We start from the raw sequence: 22767 nt of genomic DNA, 5'->3' as shown, positions 1-22767 counted from the left end.
AGAGTTCGATGCCAGACGCGATTGTGGCCAAGGGCTTGGTCAAGAAGTACGGCGACGTCGTCGCCCTCGACGGGATGGACCTGTCGGTCCCCGAGGGGACGGTGTTCGGGCTGCTTGGCCCGAACGGCGCCGGAAAGACGACCACCGTGCGCATCCTGACCACGCTGCTGAAGCCGGACGCCGGCCAGGCCACCGTGGCCGGGTTCGACGTCGTCCGCGACGCGCAGCGGCTGCGCACCCACATCGGCGCGTCCGGCCAGTACGCCGCCGTCGACGACCACCTCACCGGCGCCGAGAACCTGGAAATGGTCGGCCGCCTCTACCACCTGGGTGTCAAGCCCGCCAAGCGGCGTGCCCGCGAGCTGCTGGAGCGTTTCGACCTGACCGAGGCGGGCGACCGCCCGGTGCAGGGCTACTCGGGAGGCATGCGCCGCCGGCTGGACCTGGCCGGCGCGCTGGTCGCCAACCCACCGGTGCTGTTCCTCGATGAGCCCACGACCGGCCTCGACCCTCGGGCCAGGATCAGTCTGTGGGACGTCATCTCCGAGCTCGTCACGGCGGGGACGACGGTGCTGCTCACCACCCAGTACATGGAGGAGGCCGACCGGCTCGCCGACCGCATCGCGGTGGTCGACCACGGTCACGTGATCGCGCTCGGCACCGCCGACGAGCTCAAGGCCCAGGTGGGCGGCGACCGGATCGAGCTGTCTGTGACGAGCGCGGCGGACCTGGAGGCCGTCAGGCGGACACTGGCGCCGATGGCCGTCGGGGACATGCAGACCGACACCACCGGCCTCCGGGTGACGATCCCCGTCACCGGTGGCGCGGCCGCGCTGACGACGGCCCTCGGCCGCCTGACCGCGGAGCGGATCACCGTACGCGATGCCGGACTGCGCCGGCCGACCCTGGACGACGTGTTCCTCACCCTCACGGGACACGAGGCCGACGAGAAGATCAAGGAGACCGCTCGATGAGCACCCTGCAGATGGCGATCGCCGACAGCATGACGATCACCAAGCGCAACGCGTTGAAGATCAAGCGAGCACCCGACCTGCTGGGCGGCGTGGTCCTGCTGCCGATCGTGTTCGTGCTGCTGTTCACCTACGTCTTCGGCAGCATGATCGAGCTGCCCGGCATGTCGTACGCGGAGTACATGCTCCCCGGCATCTTCGTCATGACGATCACCACGAGCGCCCAGATCACCGGCTACACCCTCACTCTGGACCTCCAGAAGGGCATCTTCGACCGGTTCCGCACCCTGCCGATGTCCCCCTCGGCGGTGCTCACCGGCCAGACCTTCAGCGATCTGATCGTCAATGTGACCAGCATCGTCACGATGGCGCTGGTCGGGCTGCTCGTCGGGTGGCGCATCCACACCTCGCCGCTCGAAGCGGCCCTGGGATTCGCGTTGCTGCTGCTGTTCGCCTACGCCTTCTCCTGGGTGACGGCGACGGTCGCGCTGGCCCTGCGCACGCCGGAGGTGTTCAACAACATCGCCACCCTCGTGTCGCTCCCCCTGGTCTTCCTGTCCAACGCCTTCGTCGACAGCGCCCGCCTGCCCGGGCCGCTGCAGGTGATCGCCGAATGGAGTCCGGTCTCCACGCTCATCCAGGCCGCACGCGAGCTGTTCGGCAACACCAGTCCGGCCATGCCCGTGCCCAGCGCCTGGCCGCTGCAGCACGCGGTGCCGGCGTCGCTGCTGTGGTCGCTCCTGCTCCTGGTGGTGTTCGTGCCGCTGGCCAGGCGGCTGTACAAGAGAGCCGTCAGCCAATGACCCCGCTTTCCGACACCGATCGCGACACCGCCGTTCACCGGCTTCAGGAGGCGTTCGCGCAAGGGCGGCTCAGCTCCGGCGACATGGAGGAGCGGCTCGAACGGGCGCTCACCGCCACATCACACGGCGAGCTGGAGCCGGCCCTCGCCGGGCTGCCGGACGACGTCGTCGAGCTCAGGTCCACGGGCGGGCGCTTCCTCCGGGTGGGCGACTGGCGGGTCCCGCGCATGCTGCGGATCGACTCCGTCTACGGCAAGGTCCGGCTCGACCTGTCCCAGGCCACGATCGAACATCCTGTGATCCACATCGAGCTCCGGCTCGCGTACGGCTCCGCGACCGTCGTCCTGCCGCCGGGCGCGAGCGCGGACGCCGACGGTGCGCGGACCCTCTGGGGCAGGGCGACCTGCAGAGTGCCGCAGCGTTCGGGGAGGCCGCACATCCGGATCTCCGGCGAGCTGGGTTACGGCAGCCTGATGATCCGCTACCCGAGAGCCTGGGCTCGCTGAGCCACGGCTGTGGCAGCAAAGGCCCGTAGACCCGGCCTTGGCCTTAACCGGACGGCGAACTGCGGTATTGCCCGTTGTGGGTGATGCGTCCACCCAGTGGAACACGTCGAGGTCCGCCGGGTGCGAATGCACGCTCCCGGCAATCCATCGACGCTCTGGGGGTCCACTGATGCCCTACGTATCCACACGCGACGACACGCGGATCTTCTTCTATGACTGGGGCAGCGGCTCGCCGGTCCTCTTCATACACGGCTGGCCGCTCAACGCCGACGCCTGGCACGACCAGATGAAGATGGTGGTCGACAACGGCTTCCGAGCGATCGCGCACGACCGGCGCGGGCACGGCCGCTCCGGTCAGCCCTGGGACGGCTACGACTTCGACACCTTCGCCGACGACCTCAACGACCTCGTCACGACCGTCGACCTGCACGACATCACGCTGGTGGCCCACTCGATGGGCGGCGGCGAACTGGCCCGTTACATCGGCCGGCACGGCACGTCCCGCCTGAGCAAGGCCGTGCTGCTGTCGGCGGTCCCGCCGCTGATGCTCAAGACCGACGCCAACCCCGAAGGAACGCCACAGGAGGTGTTCGACAAGCTCAAGGCCGGCATCCTCGCCGAGCGCTCGCAGTTCTGGCATGACAGCGCGGACGCGTTCTTCGGCGCCAACCGCCCGGGCAACAAGGTGACGCAGGGCAACAAGGACGCCTTCTGGCTCATGGCCATGGCCGAGAACATCCAGGCGGGTGTGGCCTGCGTGGACGCGTTCTCCTCCACCGACTTCACCGAGGACCTCAAGAAGTTCGACATCCCGACCCTCATCGTCCACGGCGACGACGACCAGATCGTGCCCATCGCGGCGTCCGGCGAGAAATCTTCCAAGATCGTGCAGAACTCCACCTACAAGGTGTACCAAGGAGGCTCCCACGGCATCGCCCTCGTCTCCGGTTACAAGGAGAAGTTCAACGCCGACCTGCTGGAGTTCCTGCGCAGCTGATCGGCTCCACGAACGGGCCCGGGGCGACCGTGCGCGCCCGCTGAACATGGAGTAGGGCCGCGATCACCGATCGCGGCCCGCTCCTCGTTCGCGGCGTTACTTGTTGACGTGCCTGTAGAGGAACACGGCGGCCTTCTTCAGCTGGAGGGAGGTCGCCTTGCCGGTGCGGTGCCTCTCCGCGGCGACGATCGCCTGCTTCAGCGTGGTCTTCCCGTGCACCTTGGCCGAGCCGTTGTGGACCCCGTGGGCGTAGTTCAGCCACGCGGCCAGCAGCTCGCGGTCCAGCAGCGCCTTGGCGGCCTTGCCTCTGAAGCCGAGGATCTTGTACGCCTTGGCGAGCGTGGTGGCGTCGGCCAGCTCGGGGAAGACCTTGCTGCCGTTCTGGGCGATCGCGATGTAGCACGACAGCCTCTGGTCGGTCAGCGAGCCCTTGCCCCGCAGCATCTCCTTGGCCCAGGCTTTGGCGCTCCGCGGCTTGGCGCCCTTGCCCCGCTCGCAGTAGTCGGGCGTGGGCACCGGCGCCGGCTCGAAGTCCGTGCCGGGGTCCGTCGGGCCGGTCGACGGGGTCGGCGTCGCGGTCGGGCTCGGCGTGGGGGTGCCGGAGGGGGTGCTCGTCGCGGTGGGCGTGGCGGTCGGGGGGGGGGGCGGGGTCGGGTCCGCGACATACGGCACCGCCTTGCCGACGTCGATCCGCTTGGTGGTGACCGAGGCGCCCGCGCTGGTGTACGTGATGCCCTTACCGGTGGTCTGCAGCTTCTCCACGAGCTTGTCCATCGGCACGTTCGGGTACGCCTGACGCATCAGGGCCAGTGCCCCGGTGACGTGCGGAGCGGACATCGAGGTGCCGTTACGCGGGTCGTACCGGTTGTTCGGCACCGAGGAGTCGATGCCCATGCCGGGAGCGAAGAAGTCGAGCAGCGTGCCCCGGTTGCCGAAGGAGGCCACGGCGTCGGCGTCGTCGGTGGCGCCGACCGCGATCGCCCGGGAGATGCAGGCGGGGCTGGAGACGCCGTCGGCGAAGCTGTTGTTGCCCGAGGCGACCACCGTGGCGACACCGAACTGCTGCAGCCAGACGATCTCCGGCCGGAGCGCTCCGTAACTGGGGTCGGAGTCGCAGTGCTTGGTCTGCTTCGGGCCACCGCCCAGGCTCAGGTTGGCCGCGACGATCTTGTAGCCGGCGTGGACGCTGTCGACGTACTGCAGCGCCAGCTTCTGGTCGGAGGTGTAACTGAGGAAGCACGGGGCGCTGACGCCCATCTCACCGCAGATGGGACCGTTGAAGCGGGTGAAGACCTGGATGGGCAGGATGCCCGCCGCCGGTGCGACGCCGTTGGAAGGGGCGTTGCCGGTCTTCTTGCCCGCCGCGATGCCGGCCACGTGGCTGCCGTGGGCGCACCTGTTCGTCCCCTGGACCACGCACGCGGGGGTCTCGGCGTCGGCCGCGCCGGAGCCTGTCTGGACCGGCTGGCCGTTGGGGCAGAGCGACACGGCCTGGACGGCGGGGTCGCTGTCGACCGTGGAGAAGCACGCCTCGTTCACGATCCGCCCGGCGAAGAACGGATGGTCGCGGTCGATGCCCGTGTCGATGATGGCGACCGTGGCGCCCTTCCCGGTCCATCCCGTCTTGTTGGCCCGGTCCGAGCCGATCAGTTTGGTGCTGACGTCGAGCGAGGCCGCGCTCAGCTCGTCCTTGTAGATGGCCTTGATCCGGTCGTCGGTCTTGAGCTGGTCGAGGGTGGCCTGGTCCAGGGAGGCGACCAGGAACTCCTTGGAGCTCGTCCGGTCGATGACCTTGGTCGTGGCCGAGGCCTGCTCGGCGGCGTCGGCCACGGCCGCGAGGCTCGTGCCGTTCCGGAGCTCGATGATCGCGCGAACCTTCCGGCCGCTCTCGACCTCGGCCGCGAGGCTCCTGGCGACGGCGGGATCGTCGACGGCCGCCTGGGCGGGCGAGGCGGCCACGGCGCCCGTCAACGTGGTGGCGAGCAGGGAAGCGCTCGCCAGTAGAGACCGTAGTCTCACGGGTCCTCCGGGGGGAACGGGCCCGTCTCTGCCGGACGGGCTCTGAGGAAGGGGAACGGACATCAGCGGGCATATGGCTGACCAGGTGCAGAGGCGCAGTTGGTCATGCCTCGTGCCGATGCTTACCAAGATCCCCGTTGCGTGAGGACCAAGGATAGATCGTTACGGGAGTGATCAGTGGGATTGAGGTGGTTCCGTGATGTGGTGATCCCGTCGGCCACATGACACCTGGACCGCCCTGATGCCGGCGCGCATCCGGATATCGAAGGCCAGGGCCGGTGCGAGGGAGCGCACGCCTGAGGTTCCGGGAAACAATCGCCCGATATTGTGCGGTTCATGGCTCCACCTCCCCTCCTGCGTCTGCGCCTGCTGGGCGGGTTCGCGGCCGACCGGCCCGGCAGCGCGCCCTCGGTGGACAGGTGGCGGAGGCCGAGCGCGAAGACCCTGGTGAAGCTGCTGGCCGTCGCCCCGGGGCACCGGCTGCACCGGGACCAGATCATGGACGTCTGCTGGCCCGAGTCCGACGCGGAGGCCGCGGTCAGAAGCCTGCGGGTGGCGCTGCACGCCGCCAGGCACACCCTCGAACCCGAGCTGCCCGCCCGTACGCCTTCCTCCTACCTGCTCAGTGAGGGCGGTCTGCTCCTGCTCCACCCCGAGCTCGTCGAGGTGGACCTCGACCACGTCATGGCGCTGGCCGGCGCGGCGCTGGCGGGCGGCGGCCTGGCGGCCCTGGAGGAGGCGCGCGAGCACCTGGCCGCCGAGCTGCTCCCCGAGGACCGCTACGCCGAGTGGGCGGCCCCGAGCAGGGAGGCGCTCGACGTGCTGGGGCGCCGGGTGGTGCTCGCGCTGGCCGCCGCCGCGGTCGCCGGCGGGGCGGCGGGGCGCGCGGTCGAGGTGCTCGGCCCCGTGCTGGACCGCGACCCCGCCGCCGAGGACGCGCACCGCGCGATGACGCTCCTCGGCCCCGGGCAGCCAGCCGCCGCGCCACTCGTGCTGATCAGCGGCGAGGCGGGCGTGGGCAAGACGCGCCTGGTGACCGAGGCGGCCCGCAGGCACGCCGCCTCGGGCGCGCTCGTGCTGTGGGGAGCCGGGCACGAGGCGGAGGGCCACACTCCTTACGGCGCCTGGGTGGAGGCGCTCGACGGGTACCTGGCCGACAGGCCCGCCGCCGAGCGGGCGGCCGCCGGCTCGCAGTATCCCGAACTGGCCGCGCTGCTCCCTTCGCTCGGCCTGATCCCGCCGGGGGACGGCGATCACGAGCGGGAGCGGGCGCGGATCTTCGGCGCGGTCGCCGCCCTGCTGACGGACCTGTCCGCACGCCCGCTGCTGGTGGTGCTCGACGAGCTGCACGCCGCCGACACCGGGTCCGCGCAGCTTCTCTACCACCTGGCCCGATCCACCGGCGAGCGGCCATGGCGGTTCCTCGCGACCTGGCGGGAGGAGGACCTGCCGGTCGACGACGGGCGGCGGCACGCGCTGGAGGCCGTGCTCAAGCACGGTCTGGCGCAGCGCCTGGAGCTGATGCGCCTGGGAGGCCAAGATCCGCAACCCCCGCGGCGAGGGCTTCGTCTCCCTGCGTGCGAAGGCGGCCGACGAGGCCGGCAACACCGTGGTCCAGACGATCACCCGCGCCTACGGCGTGCGCTGATCCGCCAGGCAGGAAAGGGAAGGCCGTCTCCTCCGGAGGCGGCCTTCTCCGCGTGACGGCGTGCGGGTGGGACCGGTGTCAATCGCGTACGCCGCCGGGCTTGTCGACCAGCACGCACTCGGCCACGGGCCCGGCGGAAACCCGATCGCTGATCCCGGCCGAGAGGTAGTGGCCCCCGGTCTCCTGACCGATGAGGAACTCCAGCACCGCCGTCTGCCCGGGACGGACCACCGACGGATCGATCCGGAATCCCGCTCCCGCGTCCTCCTCCTCGGCGCTCTGCGGCCGGGCCAGCCGCACACCGGGCACCCAGGTGGCGCTGCGCGGCTGCGGTGAGCAGCGCTTGCCGGCGGGGATGTAGTCCACGATCACGTTGAACCCGCGCTCGCGCAGGTCGGCCTGCAGGCCCTTGGCGTCGCGCGCTTCGTAGATCTTGATGGTGATGGTCCCGTCGGGGTTGCCGGCCACGGTGTAGGCGGAGGCGGGCGGCGCACCGCCGAGCAGGGCGGGCAGGGCGACCGCGCCGGCCACGGCGGCGGTCAGCACGGCGGCCAGGACGGCGGGGCGCGGCAGCCGGCGGCGCGGCCGGTGCTGGATCTCGGTCATGACGAACTCCTTGAGCAGCCGGTGGCGGCCCGGGGGAAGGTCGTGCTCGACCGGGGGCGGCAGCAACCTGGCGAGCTCGTCCCGTTCGTTCATCGCCCGTTCCTCCTCGGAAGCCGGACCGCGGGGTCGCGGTCACCTGCTACCTGTCGCCGGGGCGCGGCCGGTTCCCCGGCGAGTTTCCTGCGCGCCCGCGACAGCCGTGACTTGACCGTGCCCACCGGTATGCCCAGGGCCTCGGCGGTCGCGGCGTAGTCGAGCCCGGCCCACACGCAGAGCGCGATCACGTCCTGCTCCGGGCGGCGCAGCGTGCCGAAGGCCGCCCGCGCCGCCGCGACCTTCTCCGCGTCCACCATCCGCTGCACGAGTTCCTCGCTGAAGTCCGGCTCCGCCTCGCCCCGGGGCAGCCGGGCCAGCGCCGCCTGGTGGCGTCGCGCGGCGCGGCGCAGGTTGCGGGCGACGTTGGTGGCGATGCCGAGCACCCAGGGGCGCAGCGATCCGCCGTCGGCGTCGATCCGGTGGCGCAGCCGCCAGGCCTCCAGAAAGGTCAGCGAGACCACGTCCTCGGCGGCCGACCAGTCCCCGATCAGGCGAAAGGCATGGTTGTAGACCGTCCGGGCCGACTCGTCGTAGAGCTGCTCGAACGCCGCCTGGTCGCCGTCACGCAGCCGGGCCCGCATCGACATGTCCATACACAGCCACTGTCCGGCCGGCCACGCGGGTTCCGCCAGTCACCGGGGGCGCGGCGTTGAGTCAGCTCAGGGCGGCCGGGGCGGGGTCGCGGCGGAGGGCGGCCTCCAGCCCGTCCAGGAGGGCGCGGAGGCCGTACTCGAAGGTGTGCTCGGGCGCGGCGTTGTAGTCGGCCGACGGCGTGTCCAGGCGGGTGCGCAGGCGCGGGAAGTCCATGGCGACGGCGCGCGCCTTGCCCATGACGTCCTGGATCACCTCTTCGGGGTTCTTGCCGGTACGGCTCAGCCTCTTGGAGAGCGAGTCGAGGGCGGCCATGCCGAGCACGTTGCCGAGCACGTAGGTGAAGACGGCTGCCGCCGCCCGGTCGGCCGCCACGCCCTGGAAGCCGGCCGCCTCGAACACGGCCAGGTTGTGGTCGTCGTGGCGGGCCTTGCCTGGACCGTAGAAGAGATAGGAGCCGAAGGCCTGGACGAGCCATGGGTGCCTGCTGAGCATGGCGTGCAGGCTGCCGGCCATCGTCGTCGCCGCCGTCCGCCAGTCCACGGCGGCGGGATCGGGCAGCTCGACCTCGTGCCAGACGTGGTCACCCGCGAGCAGGACGAGGTCGTCCTTGTTCTTGACGTGCCAGTAGACGGCCGTGGCGACCGTCCCGAGCCGTTTGCCGAGGCTGCGCATGTTCAGGCCGTCCAGGCCCTCCTCGTCAAGCAGTTCGACAGCGGTCTGGACGATCTGGTCCCGGGTCAGGGTGTCGCGTGGCATGGCCTCCACGATAGGACACAGGAAGGGTCTTGCACAAAGTTCAGGAGATGGCTTGCACTTAGTTCAAGCAAGCTCTACAGTTCTCTTGTACTTAGTTCAAGCAGCCGTCCGGCGCCCAGCCGAGGCGGGCGAGTAAGGAAAAAGAGAAAGTCATGTCACAGGAGACGCTGTCCGAGTTCGTCGAGGCGACGGCCACGAAGTTCGGCATCCCCGGTGTTGCCGTCGGGGTTTGGGTGGACGGTCAGGAGATCTACGCGTGCCACGGTGTGACGAGCGTCGACAACCCGCTGCCCGTCGACCGGGAGACGCTGTTCATACTGGGCTCGGTCACCAAGACCTACACCGCGACCGCGCTGATGCGCCTGGTCGCGGAGGGGCGGGTCGAGCTGGACGCGCCGGTGCGCCGCTACGTTCCCGAGTTCACGCTCACGGACCGGCGGGCAGCGGACGAGATCACCGTGCAGCACCTGCTCAACCACACCGCCGGGCTGGACTGGGGGATCATCGCCGACACCGGCGAGGGGGACGACGCGCTGGCCGCCTATGTCGCGAAGATGGCCGACCTGGAGCCGATCGCGCCCCCCGGCACCCGGGCCTCCTACAGTCAGGCGGGCTACAACCTGGCCGGGCGGATCATCGAGAAGGTCACGGGCCTGACCTACGAACGGGCCGTCGCCTCGCTGGTCTTCGAGCCCGTGGGCCTGTCGCAGAGCTTCTTCGCCCGCGATGACGTCATGACCCGGCGCTTCGCCGTGGGGCACAATCTCGACGAGGACGGGGTCCTGTCCATCGCGCGGCCGTGGCGGCACTGGCGCGCCGACAACCCCGGCGGCGGCCTCGCGTCCACGTTGACCGACCAGCTTCGCTGGGCCCGCTTCCACCTCGGCGACGGCCTCGCCGAAAGCGGCGCCCGCGTCCTGCCGGCCGAGGCGCTCCACCGGATGAAGGACCCGACGGTCGCGTTGCGGGCCAGCAACCTCGGCGACGCCATCGGTGTCGCCTGGTTCCTGCGCGACGTGGACGGCGTGCGCACCGCCGGGCACGGCGGCTCGGCCAACGGCCAGTTCGCCGAGCTGCTCACCGTGCCCGAACGAGACTTCGCCGTCGTCGCGATGTCCAACGCCGGCCCCGACGGCATCCCCTTCAACCAGGCTGTCGTCCGCTGGGCACTGCGGACCTACCTCGGCGTCGTCGACCGGGACCCGGAGCCGATGCCCTACGACGAGGCGCGCGCCCGGGAGGTCGCCGGGCGCTACGAGAACGACGCGATGACGATGACCATCGGCTCGGACGGGTCCGGGCTGAGGCTGGAGGTGCTGATCAAGCCGGAGATCCGCGCGTCGGCGGACATGGAACTGCCCCAGGACCACGCCCCGTTCGATCTCGGCCTGCTGCCCGGCGACACGGACGAGTACATCCTCACCAGCGGCGCCTTCACCGGTCAGCGCGGCTACTTCACCCGCGACGACGGCGGCGCGGTCGCGGGCGTCGATCTCGCCGGCCGGCTGTTCAACCGGGTGCCGCCGGCCTCCGAGTGAAGCGCCAGGCAGACGCTCTCCCGCGCGTTCAGGCGCCGAGGCATGCGGCGGCGGCCACCACGTCATCGACAGCAGGGCGATGTGGTCGTCCGCCACCGTCCACCCGCTCTACAACGGCTTCACGCGCCGGCTCCCACGCCCGTGGGAGCCGGCGCACCTGCGTCAGCGTTCGCTGGACGCCGCGCGGTAGTGCAGGTCCTGCACGTACGGCGTCGAGGTGATCGCGTACGGCGAGACCACCTTCGCCACCGGGGTGGAGCTTCTCGACACGGTGGCCGAAGCGGTGCCCGCCTTCAACGGGAACGTCTTGGCGGACACTCCGGCGGGCGCGTCATAGCTCTGCGTCGTGCCGCCGATCGTGACGGACACCTTGCCCGCCGCGGTGAGCATGCTGAGCACCTCGACCGTGTCACGGGCCGCCGTGCTGCCGCCGCGCAGCTTCATGAGCTTGGTCTGCGCGTACGTCGGCTGGGCCGCGACCGGCTGGATCCTGTGGGTGAGGTACGCCGTGTCGTTGGTGATCTTCGGGCAGTCCAGCTTGTAGCACGTCAGGTAGTAGGCGTTGATGTCCAGATAGGTCCAGCCCGCGTTCCTGGAGGGGGCGAACTGGGTGTTCTCCGAGTAGTCGTTCCAGGTGGTGAGCTGAACCCAGTCCGCCTTGCCGTCGATCGCGCCCTTCCAGGAGGCCCGGAGGTTCTCGGTGTTGCCGGCCTCGTCGAAGATTCCCTGGTTGGGGCGCTCGTCCTGGACGGACACCGGCTGCATCCAGATCTTGTCCATGCTGTGGGCGCGGTCGATGTTGGCGCCCAGGTTGGCGTTGCCCGCGGGGTTGCGGTTGCCCCAGTTCGAGAAGCCGTAGCTGATCGAGGCGAAGGCGTCGCGGTACTTGTTGAAGTCGAGGAAGCAGGGAACCAGGGCGACCTTGATCCCGTGCGCCGTCTCCATGGTCTCCATCCAGTCGGACCACCAGGCGGCGGTCCGGCCTTCGGCCTTGAACGGGGCGACGACCAGGCGGTTGTCGGCGAGCCGGTAGACCGACTTCGACGCGGCCAGCTTGGCCATGGCCGTGGCGAGGGTGGCGCTGTCCACCGAGGCCAGGCCGTTCGTGTCCGGCATGAGCACGATCTTGAAGCCGGGGTCGACGGCCTCGGCGGCCTTGATGAGATTCTGCACCCGCGTCCAGTGCGCGCTGGTCACGGAGAGGATGTCGACGGTGAAGCCGTCCAGTCCCGCGGCGATGGCCTGCTTCACCTCGGTCTTGAAGTCCGCCACCGCGTAGTCGCCGGTGATCGGGGCGCGTCCCGTCGGCCGGTCGCGGAGCAGCCCGCCGTACGCGGCGTGCTTGCCGCTCTCGCCTTCCGGCTTGAGGTAGTTCCTGGCGTAGTAGTCGTTCGCCGGGGCCTGGTTGTCCAGCGAGAGCGGGTACGGGGTGAAGTAGTGCGCGAACACCTTCTTGCCCGAGGCCCGCAGTGCCGCCGTGCCGGGCAGGGTGAAGGGCAGCGGCCCGTCGGTCTGCTCGCCCCCGGTCCCCTCGGTGTAGGTGACCGTGAGCTTCGGACCGCGGTTGCCGGTCTCGCGTGAGGACATCAGGACGGTCGTGGTGGCGGCTGTCCCGGTGAGGGCGAAGGCGTAGGTGCCGTCGCCCTTGACGGACGACGAGACGTCCAGCCTGGCCGTCGTGCCGGCCGTGAAGCCGGTGTGCGAGGCGACGGCGGTCTCGCCGACCGTCGGCCGGGTGTTCCAGGTGGTGGCGGCCTCGGTCCAGGTGCCCGTCACCTGACGGGCGGAGACGGTCGTGTCGGTCGTCCTGGCCGAGACGACGTCCAGAGTGACCTTGACGTCCCCGGCGTCCTCGGGGATGCCGCTGACCTTGAAGCGGGTCAGGGCGATGCGCTGCCCCGCGGCGGCGCCGCCGCAACTGGAGCCGCAGACGCTCATCCACGTCGCGGTGGCGAAGCTCTTGGCGGGCTCGGCCTGGCTGATGAACACATCCTCCGCGGCGGCGAAGGTCACGCTGACCGGGGCGACGGCGGACGCCTGCGTGGGGGCGACGGCGACGGTGCCCAGCGTGGTGAGGGCCGCCATCGCCGCCAGTAGCGTCCGATATCGGTTGACCATGGAACTCCCTTGGCTCTCGTACGGTTCCGAGGAGGCGGAGCCGTCTTGCGTGGACAAGGATGTAGCAAGATCAAGCGACTGTTCCCGGCTTTTGGATAAATCGCCTATTTGGAACGTTGTCAATTTTTTCGGATACGGCAGTGGCGCAACGGACATGCGCTCGTCGACGGCCCGCACCCGCACGTGGGCGCGCCCGTTCGACGGGCGGGATCATCGGGTTCGCCACAGTGCCGAACGATCCTCGCGGCCGCAGCGGTAGGCGCCCAGCGCGTAGACCTCGCGGGTGCCGGGACGCAGCACCAGACGCGCTCCGTGCGCCGTGCATCCGTCGGAGTCCGGCAGCCGGCCGCGGGTCCAGCGTCCGCCCGACAGATGCCAGAGCTCGCCGACGCTGGTCGCCGTCCACATCCCTCCCGAGCCGTCGGGCTCGGCCTGCTCGAACCATCTGCTCTGGTCCCCCGAGGTGGGCACCGGCCCCCAGTGGCAGCGCCACGACCCGCCGTTCCAGTGCAGCGCCAGCGGGCGGAAGTCCATCTCCTCGTCCTCGCCGGTCGCCACCAGCATCGCGGCCGCGCCGACCACCCACACGTCGGCGGGGCCCAGCACCGCCACGTCCTTGATCGTCAGGAGGGTATCGATGACCTTCCTGCCGCCAGCCAGGGCGCCCTTGGCCGGGTCGTCCAGTGCGGGCATGCCGATCTCCTGCCAGCCGGTTCCCTTCCAGCGCAGCATCCCCATACGGAACCCGTCGCGGCCCCGGAATCCGACCGCCCAGAACTCGTCGCCCCGGCCGGCCAGCGCCGACTCGCCCTGAGCCGGAACGCTCAGGCGCTGGGCCGGGAGCCGGTAGGACCGCCAGGCCGAGCCGTTCCAGCGCAGCGCCTGCCTGCCGTACCTCAGCCACGGCCCGTGCGCGTTCACGGAATGGGAGGAGGAGGCGATGGGGAAGATCTCACTGCGCCACCGGCCCTTGTCGAGGGTGTGGACGAACAATCCAGGTCCGGAGGAGTTGTGGGCGTACTGCGGCCTGCCGAAGACGCTTACCCGCCGGGCCGACGTCACGGCCAATTCCTCCACGTCATAGGGATTGGAGTTGCGGTCGAGCGGCCCTTGGACCGGCACCGGTGGGATGTCGAAGGTCTTCCAGGCCGAACCGTCCCAGCGGCGTAAGTGGCTGGGCACGCTCCGAATCCTGTTGATGTGCAGGGTCCAGATCGTCCCGTCGGGGGTGGCGGCCACCTGCAGCGGCTCGGCGTGGGTGTCGTCCTTCTCGATGGCGAGCGGCTTCCACCTCGACGTCTTCTCGACGGCCCGGAAATCGTCGGTACGCCGCGGCGGCTGGCGACAGGAGGTGGGCTCAGCCGGAACGGGCCTGAGCGCCGGGGTTCTCACCGCTCGGAGCGACAAGGTCGGGGCCGCTATCGGCCGGGGGGAGCCGGCGGTGGGCACCCCGCCGGGGGAGGGACGTGCGCTTGCCCCGGTCGGGGGCCGAGTGCCGGCCGGGGGCCTGGTTTCGGTCGGGGGGCCGGCGTCGATCGGCGGAGCCGAACATCCACCCAAGGCCAGGACCAGCGCACCTAACACCAGTGATGAGCCCATCACTGGCTTTTCGCCGTGGGACGAGATCATTCCTGGGATTTTCGCATATGAATGGTCCTACATGGCATGTCGCTATGTTTCGCCACTGCCGTCGCAAGAAAGGCAAGCACGGCGAAGTCATTCCGTCGGCGACTCCACGTACGTATTGCGGCGCCATTCACCGCTCGCCAGGCCGGCGCGCACGACACCTTCCCGACTACACGATCCTTCCGTGTCAGCGGTTGATCGGCGCCAGGGCGGACATGTCGATGTGCAGCAGGGTGGGGCCGGGGCGGGCCACGGCGGCGGCGAACTCGGTGTCGAAGCTCGCCGGATCGGCGATCCGGCGCCCCGGGACTCCGAACGACGCGGCGAGCGCGGTGAAGTCGGGCGTGGCCAGGTCCACGTCGTGCGCCGCGCCGCCGTACGAGTCGCGGATGATCTCCCGCAGCACGCCGTAGCCCTGGTCGTCGAAGAGACAGACGATCACGTGGGCGCCGGACTGCAGGGCGGCGGCCAGCTCGCCGACGCTCAGCATGAAGCCGCCGTCACCCTGGATGAGGACCGCCGGAGCGCCGGAACCCAGGGCGGCGCCGATGGCGAGAGGCAGGCCGGGACCGATGCCGGCGGCCGTGGGACGGATGGAGGTGCGGGGGGCGAGCACGGGCAGGACGCGGTCACCCCAGACGTAGGCGGGCACGGTCGCGTCCCGGACCACGACGCCGTCGCGGGGGAGGTGGCGGCGGATCGAGGCACAGATCGCCTCGTGATCGGGCCCCATCTGCGCCCCGATCGCGGCCCGCGCGGCGGCCAGCGCCTCCCGGCCCTCGGCGAGATACGCGGTCCGGTCCTGCCGGTGGGCGGTGAGATGGCCGGTGATCTGGCTCAGGCCGAGGGCGGCGTCGCCGACGAGCGGGAGGCGCGCGGGGTAGTTCAGCCCGATCACGGAGGGGTCGGCGTCGAGGTGCACGAGATTCGCGGGCAGCCGCAGCCGCCAGGAGTCGGTGGGATACATCTGGAACCGGGTGCCGACGGCCAGCAGCAGGTCGGCCGACTCGACGTACGAGCGGAGCGGCTCGACCGCCGGGTAGCAGCCCAGGCAGAGCGGATGGTCCTCGGGCAGGGCGCCGCGCCCTTCCCGCGAGGTCACCACCGGAACCTGTGCGGCCTCGGCCAGCTCGGCGAGGGCGGAGGCCGCTCCCGAGCCGGTGACGCCGCCGCCCGCCCAGATCAGCGGACGGCGCGCGGCCAAAAGTGACCGTGCCGTCTCGACCGCGCCCGCGTCGTCGATCGGATCGCGGGCGATCACCGGCGGCTCCGGCCGCAGGGCGGGAGCCGACGCCCGTTGCAGGTCGATCGGCAGCTCGAGGGCCACCGGGCGAGGCCGTCCGGTCATCGCCTCACCGGCCAGCCTGAGCACCTCGGCGCCGATGTCCGCGGCCCGCCGGGGCACGGACACCGACCGGCAGACGGCGCGCAGCATGTCGGACTGGTTCTCGGCCTCGTGGATGTAGCCGCGTCCCCGGCCGAGGTAGGCGGTCTCCACCTGGCCGGTGATCAGCAGCACCCGGGAGGAGGCGAAGGACGCCTCGAACAGTCCGCCCATCGCGTTCGCCGTGCCCGGCCCGGTGCTGACCACGGCGACGCCCAGCTCGCCGGTCGCCCTGGCGTACCCGTCGGCGGCGTGGACGGCGCCCTGCTCGTGCCGCATGGTCACGATCGAGGTCGTCCCCCTGGCCCGCAACGCCCGCAGGACCGGCAGGTTGTGAATGCTGGCGATCGCGAAGACCCGCCGCACGCCGAGCGCGTCCAGCGCGGCGGCCACCTGGTCGGCCCCCGTCTCCGCTGCGTCAGTGCCGGTGCCTGCCGCTGGGCCGCTCTCTGTGGCGGATGGAGCATGCAATGTCACGAAATTTCCTCAGAAAGGGGCATCTGGATGGCCTTGAGCTCGGTGAACTCCTCGATTCCGTAGAGTCCCTTCTCTCGGCCGATGCCGGACTGCTTGTACCCCCCGAAGGGGGCCACCGGGTTGAACGGCCCGCCGTTCACGCTCACCTGCCCGGTCCGCAGCCGCCGCGCGACCTCCAGCGCCCGCTCGACGTCGCCCGACCAGACCGCCCCGGACAGTCCGTACGGCGTGCCGTCGGCGATCCGCACGGCGTCGTCGTCCCCGTCGTACGGGATGATGACCAGCACCGGGCCGAAGATCTCCTGCTGGGCGATCGCCATCTGGGGATCGACGCGGGTGAAGACCGTGGGCCGCACGTAGAAGCCGCGATCGAGCCCCTGCGGCGCGCCGGGGCCGCCCGTGACCGCCACGGCCCCCGCGGCGGCGCCCGCCACGATGTGGCCGTTCACTCGGTCCCGCTGCCGCGCGCTGATCACCGGCCCGAGGTCGGCGGCCTGATCGTCGCGGTGCCCGGGCCGGGCGGCGGACAGCGCCGCGGCGGCGCACTCCTCCGCCTCGGACAGCCGGGACCTGGGGACCAGCAGCCGGGTGAGTGCGGTGCACGTCTGCCCGCTGTTCACGATGACCGTCCGCGCGCAGTGCGCCACCGCCGCCGGCACGTCGGCGTCGTCGAGCAGGATCGAGGCCGACTTGCCGCCGAGTTCGAGCAGCGCCCGGCTCACCGAGGCGGCGGCCAGCGCGGCCACCTGCCGTCCGACCTCGGTGGAGCCGGTGAAGGAGACGACGTCCACGCCGGGATGGCCGGCGAGCGCCCGGCCCGCCTCCGGCCCGGTGCCCGGCAGCACCCGCAGCACCCCCTCGGGCAGCCCGGCAGCCGCCAGCGCCTCGGCGAGCAGGAAGGCGTCGAGCGGGGTGAGCTCGCTCGGCTTGAGCAGCACCGGGCAGCCCGCCGCGAGGGCCGGGGCCACCTTGTTCACGCTCTGCATCAGCGGGTAGTTCCAGGGCGCGATGGCGGCGACCACTCCCGCGGGCTCGCGCCGTACATAGGAGTTGCCCACCACCTCCTCCACCGTCATCCGCTCGGCCGCGTCCGCGGTCGAGCGCAGCGTGCCGAGAGCCGAGGCGAGCTGCACCGCGGGCACCAGGTGCCGCGGCAGGCCCAGCGGCATGGTGACGGCCTCGACCAGCTCCCGCTCGCGCCGGGCGAGCTCGTCGGCGGCGCGGCGGAGCACCTGGGCGCGCTCGGCCACCGGTACCCGGCTCCAGGTCGCCCCGGCCTCGGCGGCCGCGGCGACGGCGGCGTCGACGTCGGCCGCGGTGGCGGCCGGAACCTCGGCGAAGGGCTGCTCGGTGCAGGGGTCGACCAGGGTCAGGCTTTCCACTTGGCGGCCTCCTGCTCCACGGCCTTGACGTCGAAGTCGTTGTACTTGTCCGCCAGGCTGTAGTCGAACAGGCCGCTGGACTGCACGTCGATCGACTTCGGGACCATGCCGTGCTCGGCGAAGGCGTCGATCGTCCGTTGCACCTCGGCGTCGTCGATCACGCCGTACTTCTTGGTGGAGCCGGGCCCGCCGGTGATGTCCAGGCGCAGCTTGAGGATCTTCACCGCCTGCTCCAGCGCCTTCTCCTCGGGAACGTCGGAGGCGGGCTTCGCCTGCGGGAACTGCTTCCAGTGCAGCTTGATCGCGGCCTCCAGGTTCTTCTGGGAGAAGATCATCGACTTGTAGAAGGCACGGACCATCCCGGCCACCCGCTCCGGCTTCTCCTTGATGGAGCTCTTGCGCACGACCAGCGCGGAGGTGCCCGTCATGTCGTTCAGCGGGCTGGGGACGTCGCGCATCGTGGTGCCGAGCAGATCGCCGATGACGACGTTCGGCCCGTCCCAGCCGGCGTAGGCGTCGACCTGCCCCTTGCGCAGCGCGTCGGCGGCCTGGGCGCCGAGCCCGACGGGGAGATACTGGGCCCCGCTCTCCGGATCGACCCCGGCCTCCTTCAGCACCCCCTTGGCGAACAGCGTGGACACGCCCGCCATCGAGTTGGAGCCGATGGTCCTGCCCTTGAGGTCGGCGGCCGTCTTCACCGCGCTGTCCTGCGGGACGACCACCCGGAAGATGCTGCCGTTGGTGAGGGCGACGACGGCGATCCCCGGATCCTTCCCGTAGGCCGTCACGGCGGCGTTGAGAGAGGCGTAGGTCATGAACGCCTGCCCGGTGGCCACCGACTGGATCGCCGTCGGGGCGCTGTCGACCGGCTGGATGGTCACGTCCAGCCGCTCGGCCTTGAAATAGCCCATCTCGATGGGCACGGCGGTGTAGGAAGCGGTGGTCGCGGTCAGCGCCTTGTCGGGCACGGTGAAGACGATCGAGCCGCCGGCCGTGTCCGAGCCGCCGCATGCCGTCAGGCCGGCGCCGAGCGCCACGGTGAGCGCGGCGGCGCCCAGTCGCCGGAAGCCGGCGGAGATCTTGCTCATGGGGGACTCCAATGTGCTGTTCGGGGGGGTTATCGCGCCCGGCGGACCAGGCGTTCGGCGAGGGACAGCACTCCGTAGATCAACAGTCCGAAGACGGACAGAGCGATGAGCATCGCGTAGGTGGCCGCGACCTCTCCGGTCACGGTGTACTGCGCGATGGCGTAGCCCACGCCTTCCCGCGCGGCGACGAACTCGCCGACGATCGCGCCGATGAGCGCGAGCACCGCCGCGCTGTTCAGAGCGGGGAAGATGAAGGCCAGGGAGTTGGGGATGCGCAGGTAGTAGAGCTCCTGCCAGCGGCTGGCCCGCAGCGCGCGAAACAGGTGGACCTCGTCGTCGCTGACCTCGGTCAGCCCCGCGATCGTGTTGGTCAGCACGGGGAAGAAGGCGAGCAGCGCCGCCAGCGTCACCTTGGGGGCCAGTCCGTAGCCCATGGCCGCGACGATGAGCGGGGCGATGGCGACCTTCGGGAAGGTCTGCGAGGCGAGGATGAAGGGGTAGACGGCGTTGCGCAGGATCGGCGAGAAGGCGAAGACCGAGCCGATCAGCACGGCCGCGACCACGGCGAGGGCGAAACCGAGCAGCGTCTCCTGAACGGTCGCCGCCAGGTTCGGCCACAGCGAGCCGTCCGCGATGAGACCGAACAGGACCCGCACGACCTCGCCCGGCGGCACGAGGATGAGCGGCGAGACGAGCCCGGAGGTCGCCGTAAGCTGCCAGCCCGCGAGGAGCGCGACGAAGATCAGGACGGCCAGCGCGGCCGACTTCAGCCCCGCGCCGTCCGGTCGCCGCCGCAGCGCGCCGCCGCCCTGGTCGAGCGCGCCGAGGGAGGACAGGTCCGCATCCCGCTTCCCGGGCGTCGTCTGGGTCGTCATCGCCCGCCTCCCTTCGCCTCGTCCAGAACGGCTCGCACGTGCCTGATCGCCTCGTAGAACTCCGGGTCGTCGCGTAGCTCACGCCCGCGTGGCCGGGGGAGCGGCACGGGGACGGTCGCGTGCACCCTGCCGGGCCTGGCGCTCATGACCACGATCCGGTCGGAGAGGAACACCGCCTCGGAGATGCTGTGGGTGACGAACACGACGGTCTTGGGCTCGCGCTGCCACATGTTCAGCAACTCGTCGTTGAGGTCCTCGCGGGTGAACTCGTCCAGCGCTCCGAACGGCTCGTCCATCAGCAGCAGCGAGGGCCGGTTGACCAGCGAACGGGCGATGGACACCCGCTGCTCCATGCCGCCGGAAAGCTCGCGCGGATAGTGCTTCTCGAATCCGGCCAGCCCCATCATCCGCAGCAGCTCCCTGGCGTACTGCTTGCTCTCCGGCCGGCGGTCGCCGTCGATGACGAGGGGCAGGCACACGTTGTCGAGCACCGTGCGCCAGCGCAGCAGCGTCGGCTTCTGGAACGCCACGCCGACCTGCGGCAGCGGCTCGGTGACCGGCGTGCCGTCCACGCTGACGGTGCCCGTGGTGGGCTCGAGCAGGCCCGCGACGAGTTTCAGCAGGGTCGACTTGCCGCACCCGCTCGGGCCGATCAGGGAGACGAACTCCCCGGGCGCGATGTCGAGGTCGGCGCTCTCCAGTGCCTGTACGGTGCTGCCGCGGCGGGTGAACGCCTTGGACACGTCGCGGATGCCGATGGCCGCCGGGCGCGGTGCCGCGTCCCGGCCGGTCGGCTGCCCGGTCGCGATCGCCATCTGTCACTCCTCGCTGGTCGGGGGATGGGCGGGCAGCACCTGGCGGTAGAACCGGAGCCAGTTGCCGCCCATGACGGCCGCCACTTCCGTGGGATCGAAACCGCGCCGCGTGAGGGCCTCGGCGAGGCCGGGGAACGCTGTGGTGTCGGGGAACCACTCCAGCGGCGGCTGTTTGCCGGGATTGGCGGCCGAGCCCGCGCCGTACTGCGTCGTCCGGGTCCACCGGCCCTGGCGCATCCACCGCAGGTCGGCGTCCACGACCTTCCTGCCGAGATCGCTGCCGATCCCGACGTGGTCGAGGCCGATCAGATCGACCGTGCGGGCCACCATCTCCGCCCACGCGTCGGCGCTCGCCGCGTACTCCCCGCTGATGTTGCGGTAGCCGGAGACCCCGAGCACGCCGCCGCGCGCGGCCAGCGCCTTGAGCAGCGCGTCGGACTTGTTGCGGGCGTGGGGGACCAGCGAGGCCGGGTTGGCGTGGGTGATCGCGACCGGCGCCGCCGAGTGCTCGACCGCCTCGATGCTGGTACGTTCCCCGACGTGGGACAGGTCGATGACCATGCCCACCCGGTTCATCTCGCCGACGACCTCCCGGCCGTACCGGGTGAGCCCGGCGTCCTCCAGGTCGTAGCAGCTCGCGCCCACGTCGTTCTGGATGTTGTAGGTGAGCTGGGCGACGCGCACGCCGAGGTCGGCGAACAGCTCCACGTAGCCGATCCGGCCGGCCAGGAACGAGCTGTTCTGGAATCCCAGCAGCAGCGCGGTGCGGCCGCCGGCGTGGATCGCCTCGATCTCGGCCGCGGTCGTGGCGACCCGGACGAGGTCGTCGTTGGCCCGTACGAGGGCGCGCCAGGCGACCAGCGCGTCCATCGATTCCAGGCCGTCCTCCCAGAAGCCGCACGTGACGGTGACGCAGCCGAGCCCGCCCGCACGTAGCTCCTGGAAGATCTCCCTGTCGAAGTTGCTGCACTCCAGGCCGTCTATGAACATCACGGATTCACCGCCATATAGTCGATGTCGGCGTCGGGTTCGGCGCCTGCCGTATCGAGGGTCGCCCCCGCGTGACTGCGCGAGATCGGCGTGTCCTCGGTGAGCGCGTCGTTGGAGCGGTGGTAGAGGCGCCACCACAGCGCCGCCTCGACCGTCAGCCCCTCGTGTACGGCGCGCGCCAGGTGCTCGGGAAGGCCGTCGGCCACCGGCCCGTGCGTCACCGTGATGACCGGGGTGCGGTCGTCGCCACCGACCTCGATCGCCGCGCCGTACGGCCGCGCCGCGTGGGGCAGCACCGCCAGCAGGTGCGGCGCGCTCACCCCGTGCAGCGTCAGCTTCGCCGTGCCGTGCTCGTGCAGCAACGCCACGCCGAGGTCGATCAGCGCGGGCGTCACGTACGGCGCCGGCATGCCGTGCGCCTCGACGACCGTCCGGTCGTGCAGGGAGGGCGGCAGCCAGGAGCGGGCAGGCCCGGAATCGAGGAAGTCCAGTCCGCCGAGGCCCAGCGCCTCCGCCTCCACGATCACTTCGCGGACGGACGGGACCATGCCTTTCGGCACGCCGAGCAGCAGGAGCATCCGCTCGGCGAGCACCCTGGTCTCGCGCAGGCTGACCGTGAGCACGGCTGTCATGAGCTCGCCTCCTTCGGCCGCCCGGAGAGCACCTGATTGATCTCCGCGACCGCGTCCTGCAGCGCGTGGATGCCCTTGTCCCTGTCGAACCGGCTGCTCGGACCGGCGATGCTGAGCGCGCCCACGCACTGGGCGTGCACGTCGAAGACGGGGGCCGCGATGCCCAGCACGCCCTCCAGCCAGCGGCCCTCGGAGGTGGCGTAGCCACGCTCGCGCACTCCGGCGAGCTCCTCCTCGGGGGGCAGGTCGGCGCCCAGTTCGCGCAGCTCGGCGAGCTGGCGCTCGGTCGCGTAGGCGAGCAGGACCTGCCCGGAAGCGCTGCGGCTGATCGGCATCTGGGCCTCGGCGCGCAGGTCCACCTGCAGCGGGCGGCCCGGTTCGAGTCGCTGGATTATCGTCGCGGTGCCGCGCTCGAGGATCGCCAGCGACACGGCCTCTCTGATCTCGTCGACCAGCCGCTCCATGACCGGCAGCACCCGCTCGCCCAGCCCCGCCTGACGCAGGGCCGACTGCCCGATGCGGGCCGGGCGCAGGGTCAACCGGTAGGAGCCGTCGTCGAGCTGCTCCATCCAGCCTGCCGCCACGAGGGTCACGAGCTGCTGGTGGACGGCGGCGCGGGAAAGGCCGAGGTTCCTGGCCAGTTCGGCCACGCGCACCGAGCGCGGCGCCTCGGCGACGACTTCCAGCATCTTCAGGCATTTGATCGCGGTGCTCAGCGGTTGGGTGCGTGGTCCGCTTTGATCGCTCAAAGGAATACCCCGTCATGAATATAAGGACGATGTATGAATAAAACTGACACTATGGGGAGGTTGATGACCGTTACAAGGGGTTACGATCCTTTAATCC

At 70.8% G+C, this 22767-nt stretch carries 20 protein-coding genes; 6 read left to right on the top strand and 14 right to left on the bottom strand.

What is annotated here, in order from left to right:
* Positions 1-8 precede the first annotated feature (8 nt).
* From V5E28_RS01160 to V5E28_RS01145, 4 genes are all read left to right on the top strand, one after another.
* Positions 9-974 carry an ATP-binding cassette domain-containing protein gene (locus V5E28_RS01160; RefSeq protein ID WP_336204044.1) on the top strand — a complete coding sequence of 322 codons (966 nt, stop codon included), beginning with the start codon at positions 9-11 and terminating at the stop codon, positions 972-974.
* Entirely contained in the window at positions 971-1774 is an 804-nt protein-coding gene (locus V5E28_RS01155; protein WP_336204043.1) for an ABC transporter permease, read from the top strand. The genes V5E28_RS01160 and V5E28_RS01155 overlap by 4 nt, the downstream gene beginning before the upstream one ends.
* The gene (locus V5E28_RS01150; RefSeq protein WP_336204041.1) at positions 1771-2280 is read left to right on the top strand and encodes a DUF1707 SHOCT-like domain-containing protein; all 510 of its coding nucleotides are present in this window, start codon (positions 1771-1773) and stop codon (positions 2278-2280) included. Before V5E28_RS01155 ends, V5E28_RS01150 begins: the two co-directional genes overlap by 4 nt.
* Before the next feature lie 169 nt (positions 2281-2449).
* On the top strand, positions 2450-3277 hold the full coding sequence (locus tag V5E28_RS01145; protein WP_336204040.1) for an alpha/beta fold hydrolase: 828 nt from the start codon (positions 2450-2452) through the stop codon (positions 3275-3277).
* 96 nt (positions 3278-3373) lie between these two features.
* Here the strand turns inward: V5E28_RS01145 and V5E28_RS01140 are convergent, their stop codons facing one another.
* A complete protein-coding gene (locus V5E28_RS01140) occupies positions 3374-5296 on the bottom strand; it encodes a S8 family peptidase (RefSeq protein ID WP_336204039.1) in 1923 nt (640 codons plus the stop codon).
* Positions 5297-5632: 336 nt separating this feature from the next.
* Here V5E28_RS01140 and V5E28_RS01135 point away from each other — a divergent pair, with 336 nt between their 5' ends.
* The gene (locus V5E28_RS01135; RefSeq protein WP_336204037.1) at positions 5633-7000 is read left to right on the top strand and encodes an AAA family ATPase; all 1368 of its coding nucleotides are present in this window, start codon (positions 5633-5635) and stop codon (positions 6998-7000) included.
* Positions 7001-7022: 22 nt separating this feature from the next.
* Here V5E28_RS01135 and V5E28_RS01130 read toward each other — a convergent pair whose 3' ends face one another.
* From V5E28_RS01130 to V5E28_RS01120, 3 genes are all read right to left on the bottom strand, one after another.
* Positions 7023-7643, bottom strand: coding sequence for a hypothetical protein (locus V5E28_RS01130; RefSeq protein WP_336204036.1), 621 nt, complete (start codon positions 7641-7643; stop codon positions 7023-7025).
* Entirely contained in the window at positions 7640-8239 is a 600-nt protein-coding gene (locus V5E28_RS01125) for an RNA polymerase sigma factor (protein WP_336204035.1), read from the bottom strand. Before V5E28_RS01125 ends, V5E28_RS01130 begins: the two co-directional genes overlap by 4 nt.
* 61 nt (positions 8240-8300) lie before the next feature.
* A complete protein-coding gene (locus V5E28_RS01120) occupies positions 8301-8996 on the bottom strand; it encodes a TetR/AcrR family transcriptional regulator (protein WP_336204034.1) in 696 nt (231 codons plus the stop codon).
* 152 nt (positions 8997-9148) lie between these two features.
* Here V5E28_RS01120 and V5E28_RS01115 point away from each other — a divergent pair, with 152 nt between their 5' ends.
* Positions 9149-10534 carry a serine hydrolase domain-containing protein gene (locus tag V5E28_RS01115; protein ID WP_336204032.1) on the top strand — a complete coding sequence of 462 codons (1386 nt, stop codon included), beginning with the start codon at positions 9149-9151 and terminating at the stop codon, positions 10532-10534.
* 162 nt (positions 10535-10696) lie between these two features.
* Here the strand turns inward: V5E28_RS01115 and V5E28_RS01110 are convergent, their stop codons facing one another.
* The 10 genes from V5E28_RS01110 to V5E28_RS01065 all read right to left on the bottom strand — a co-directional run bounded on the left by V5E28_RS01110 (position 10697) and on the right by V5E28_RS01065 (position 22610).
* Positions 10697-12652, bottom strand: coding sequence for an endo-1,3-alpha-glucanase family glycosylhydrolase (locus V5E28_RS01110; protein WP_336204031.1), 1956 nt, complete (start codon positions 12650-12652; stop codon positions 10697-10699).
* A 210-nt stretch (positions 12653-12862) separates the two neighbouring features.
* Entirely contained in the window at positions 12863-14044 is a 1182-nt protein-coding gene (locus tag V5E28_RS01105; RefSeq protein WP_336204030.1) for a hypothetical protein, read from the bottom strand.
* A 421-nt stretch (positions 14045-14465) separates the two neighbouring features.
* Positions 14466-16139 carry a thiamine pyrophosphate-binding protein gene (locus V5E28_RS01100; RefSeq protein WP_336204027.1) on the bottom strand — a complete coding sequence of 558 codons (1674 nt, stop codon included), beginning with the start codon at positions 16137-16139 and terminating at the stop codon, positions 14466-14468.
* The gene (locus V5E28_RS01095) at positions 16136-17521 is read right to left on the bottom strand and encodes an aldehyde dehydrogenase family protein (protein WP_336204026.1); all 1386 of its coding nucleotides are present in this window, start codon (positions 17519-17521) and stop codon (positions 16136-16138) included. Before V5E28_RS01095 ends, V5E28_RS01100 begins: the two co-directional genes overlap by 4 nt.
* Complete coding sequence (locus tag V5E28_RS01090; RefSeq protein WP_336204025.1) at positions 17509-18609, bottom strand: ABC transporter substrate-binding protein; 1101 nt, start codon at positions 18607-18609, stop codon at positions 17509-17511. The genes V5E28_RS01095 and V5E28_RS01090 overlap by 13 nt, the downstream gene beginning before the upstream one ends.
* 29 nt (positions 18610-18638) lie before the next feature.
* Positions 18639-19484: an ABC transporter permease gene (locus tag V5E28_RS01085; protein WP_336204023.1), complete on the bottom strand. Its 846-nt coding sequence runs from the start codon at positions 19482-19484 to the stop codon at positions 18639-18641.
* Positions 19481-20299: an ABC transporter ATP-binding protein gene (locus V5E28_RS01080; protein ID WP_336204022.1), complete on the bottom strand. Its 819-nt coding sequence runs from the start codon at positions 20297-20299 to the stop codon at positions 19481-19483. The genes V5E28_RS01085 and V5E28_RS01080 overlap by 4 nt, the downstream gene beginning before the upstream one ends.
* Before the next feature lie 3 nt (positions 20300-20302).
* Positions 20303-21289, bottom strand: coding sequence for a dipeptidase (locus V5E28_RS01075; RefSeq protein ID WP_336204904.1), 987 nt, complete (start codon positions 21287-21289; stop codon positions 20303-20305).
* Positions 21289-21921 carry a hypothetical protein gene (locus V5E28_RS01070; protein WP_336204021.1) on the bottom strand — a complete coding sequence of 211 codons (633 nt, stop codon included), beginning with the start codon at positions 21919-21921 and terminating at the stop codon, positions 21289-21291. The genes V5E28_RS01075 and V5E28_RS01070 overlap by 1 nt, the downstream gene beginning before the upstream one ends.
* The gene (locus V5E28_RS01065) at positions 21918-22610 is read right to left on the bottom strand and encodes an IclR family transcriptional regulator (RefSeq protein WP_336204020.1); all 693 of its coding nucleotides are present in this window, start codon (positions 22608-22610) and stop codon (positions 21918-21920) included. Before V5E28_RS01065 ends, V5E28_RS01070 begins: the two co-directional genes overlap by 4 nt.
* Positions 22611-22767: the final 157 nt, after the last annotated feature.

The organism is Nonomuraea sp. LPB2021202275-12-8 (genome assembly GCF_037044575.1).
Classification (GTDB): Bacteria; Actinomycetota; Actinomycetes; order Streptosporangiales; family Streptosporangiaceae; genus Nonomuraea.
This window is presented reverse-complemented; position numbering and strand designations above follow the sequence as displayed.

Bases quoted from the DNA above. Each gene is read 5' to 3' on its own strand.
- V5E28_RS01075 (WP_336204904.1), bottom strand. From the start codon at position 21,289: ATGTTCATAGACGGCCTGGAGTGCAGCAACTTCGACAGGGAGATCTTC.
- V5E28_RS01080 (WP_336204022.1), bottom strand. From the start codon at position 20,299: ATGGCGATCGCGACCGGGCAGCCGACCGGCCGGGACGCGGCACCGCGC.
- V5E28_RS01130 (WP_336204036.1), bottom strand. From the start codon at position 7,643: ATGAACGAACGGGACGAGCTCGCCAGGTTGCTGCCGCCCCCGGTCGAG.
- V5E28_RS01090 (WP_336204025.1), bottom strand. From the start codon at position 18,609: ATGAGCAAGATCTCCGCCGGCTTCCGGCGACTGGGCGCCGCCGCGCTC.
- V5E28_RS01150 (WP_336204041.1), top strand. From the start codon at position 1,771: ATGACCCCGCTTTCCGACACCGATCGCGACACCGCCGTTCACCGGCTT.
- V5E28_RS01160 (WP_336204044.1), top strand. From the start codon at position 9: ATGCCAGACGCGATTGTGGCCAAGGGCTTGGTCAAGAAGTACGGCGAC.
- V5E28_RS01135 (WP_336204037.1), top strand. From the start codon at position 5,633: ATGGCTCCACCTCCCCTCCTGCGTCTGCGCCTGCTGGGCGGGTTCGCG.
- V5E28_RS01115 (WP_336204032.1), top strand. From the start codon at position 9,149: ATGTCACAGGAGACGCTGTCCGAGTTCGTCGAGGCGACGGCCACGAAG.
- V5E28_RS01070 (WP_336204021.1), bottom strand. From the start codon at position 21,921: ATGACAGCCGTGCTCACGGTCAGCCTGCGCGAGACCAGGGTGCTCGCC.
- V5E28_RS01120 (WP_336204034.1), bottom strand. From the start codon at position 8,996: ATGCCACGCGACACCCTGACCCGGGACCAGATCGTCCAGACCGCTGTC.
- V5E28_RS01145 (WP_336204040.1), top strand. From the start codon at position 2,450: ATGCCCTACGTATCCACACGCGACGACACGCGGATCTTCTTCTATGAC.
- V5E28_RS01125 (WP_336204035.1), bottom strand. From the start codon at position 8,239: ATGGACATGTCGATGCGGGCCCGGCTGCGTGACGGCGACCAGGCGGCG.
- V5E28_RS01065 (WP_336204020.1), bottom strand. From the start codon at position 22,610: ATGCTGGAAGTCGTCGCCGAGGCGCCGCGCTCGGTGCGCGTGGCCGAA.
- V5E28_RS01110 (WP_336204031.1), bottom strand. From the start codon at position 12,652: ATGGTCAACCGATATCGGACGCTACTGGCGGCGATGGCGGCCCTCACC.
- V5E28_RS01155 (WP_336204043.1), top strand. From the start codon at position 971: ATGAGCACCCTGCAGATGGCGATCGCCGACAGCATGACGATCACCAAG.
- V5E28_RS01085 (WP_336204023.1), bottom strand. From the start codon at position 19,484: ATGACGACCCAGACGACGCCCGGGAAGCGGGATGCGGACCTGTCCTCC.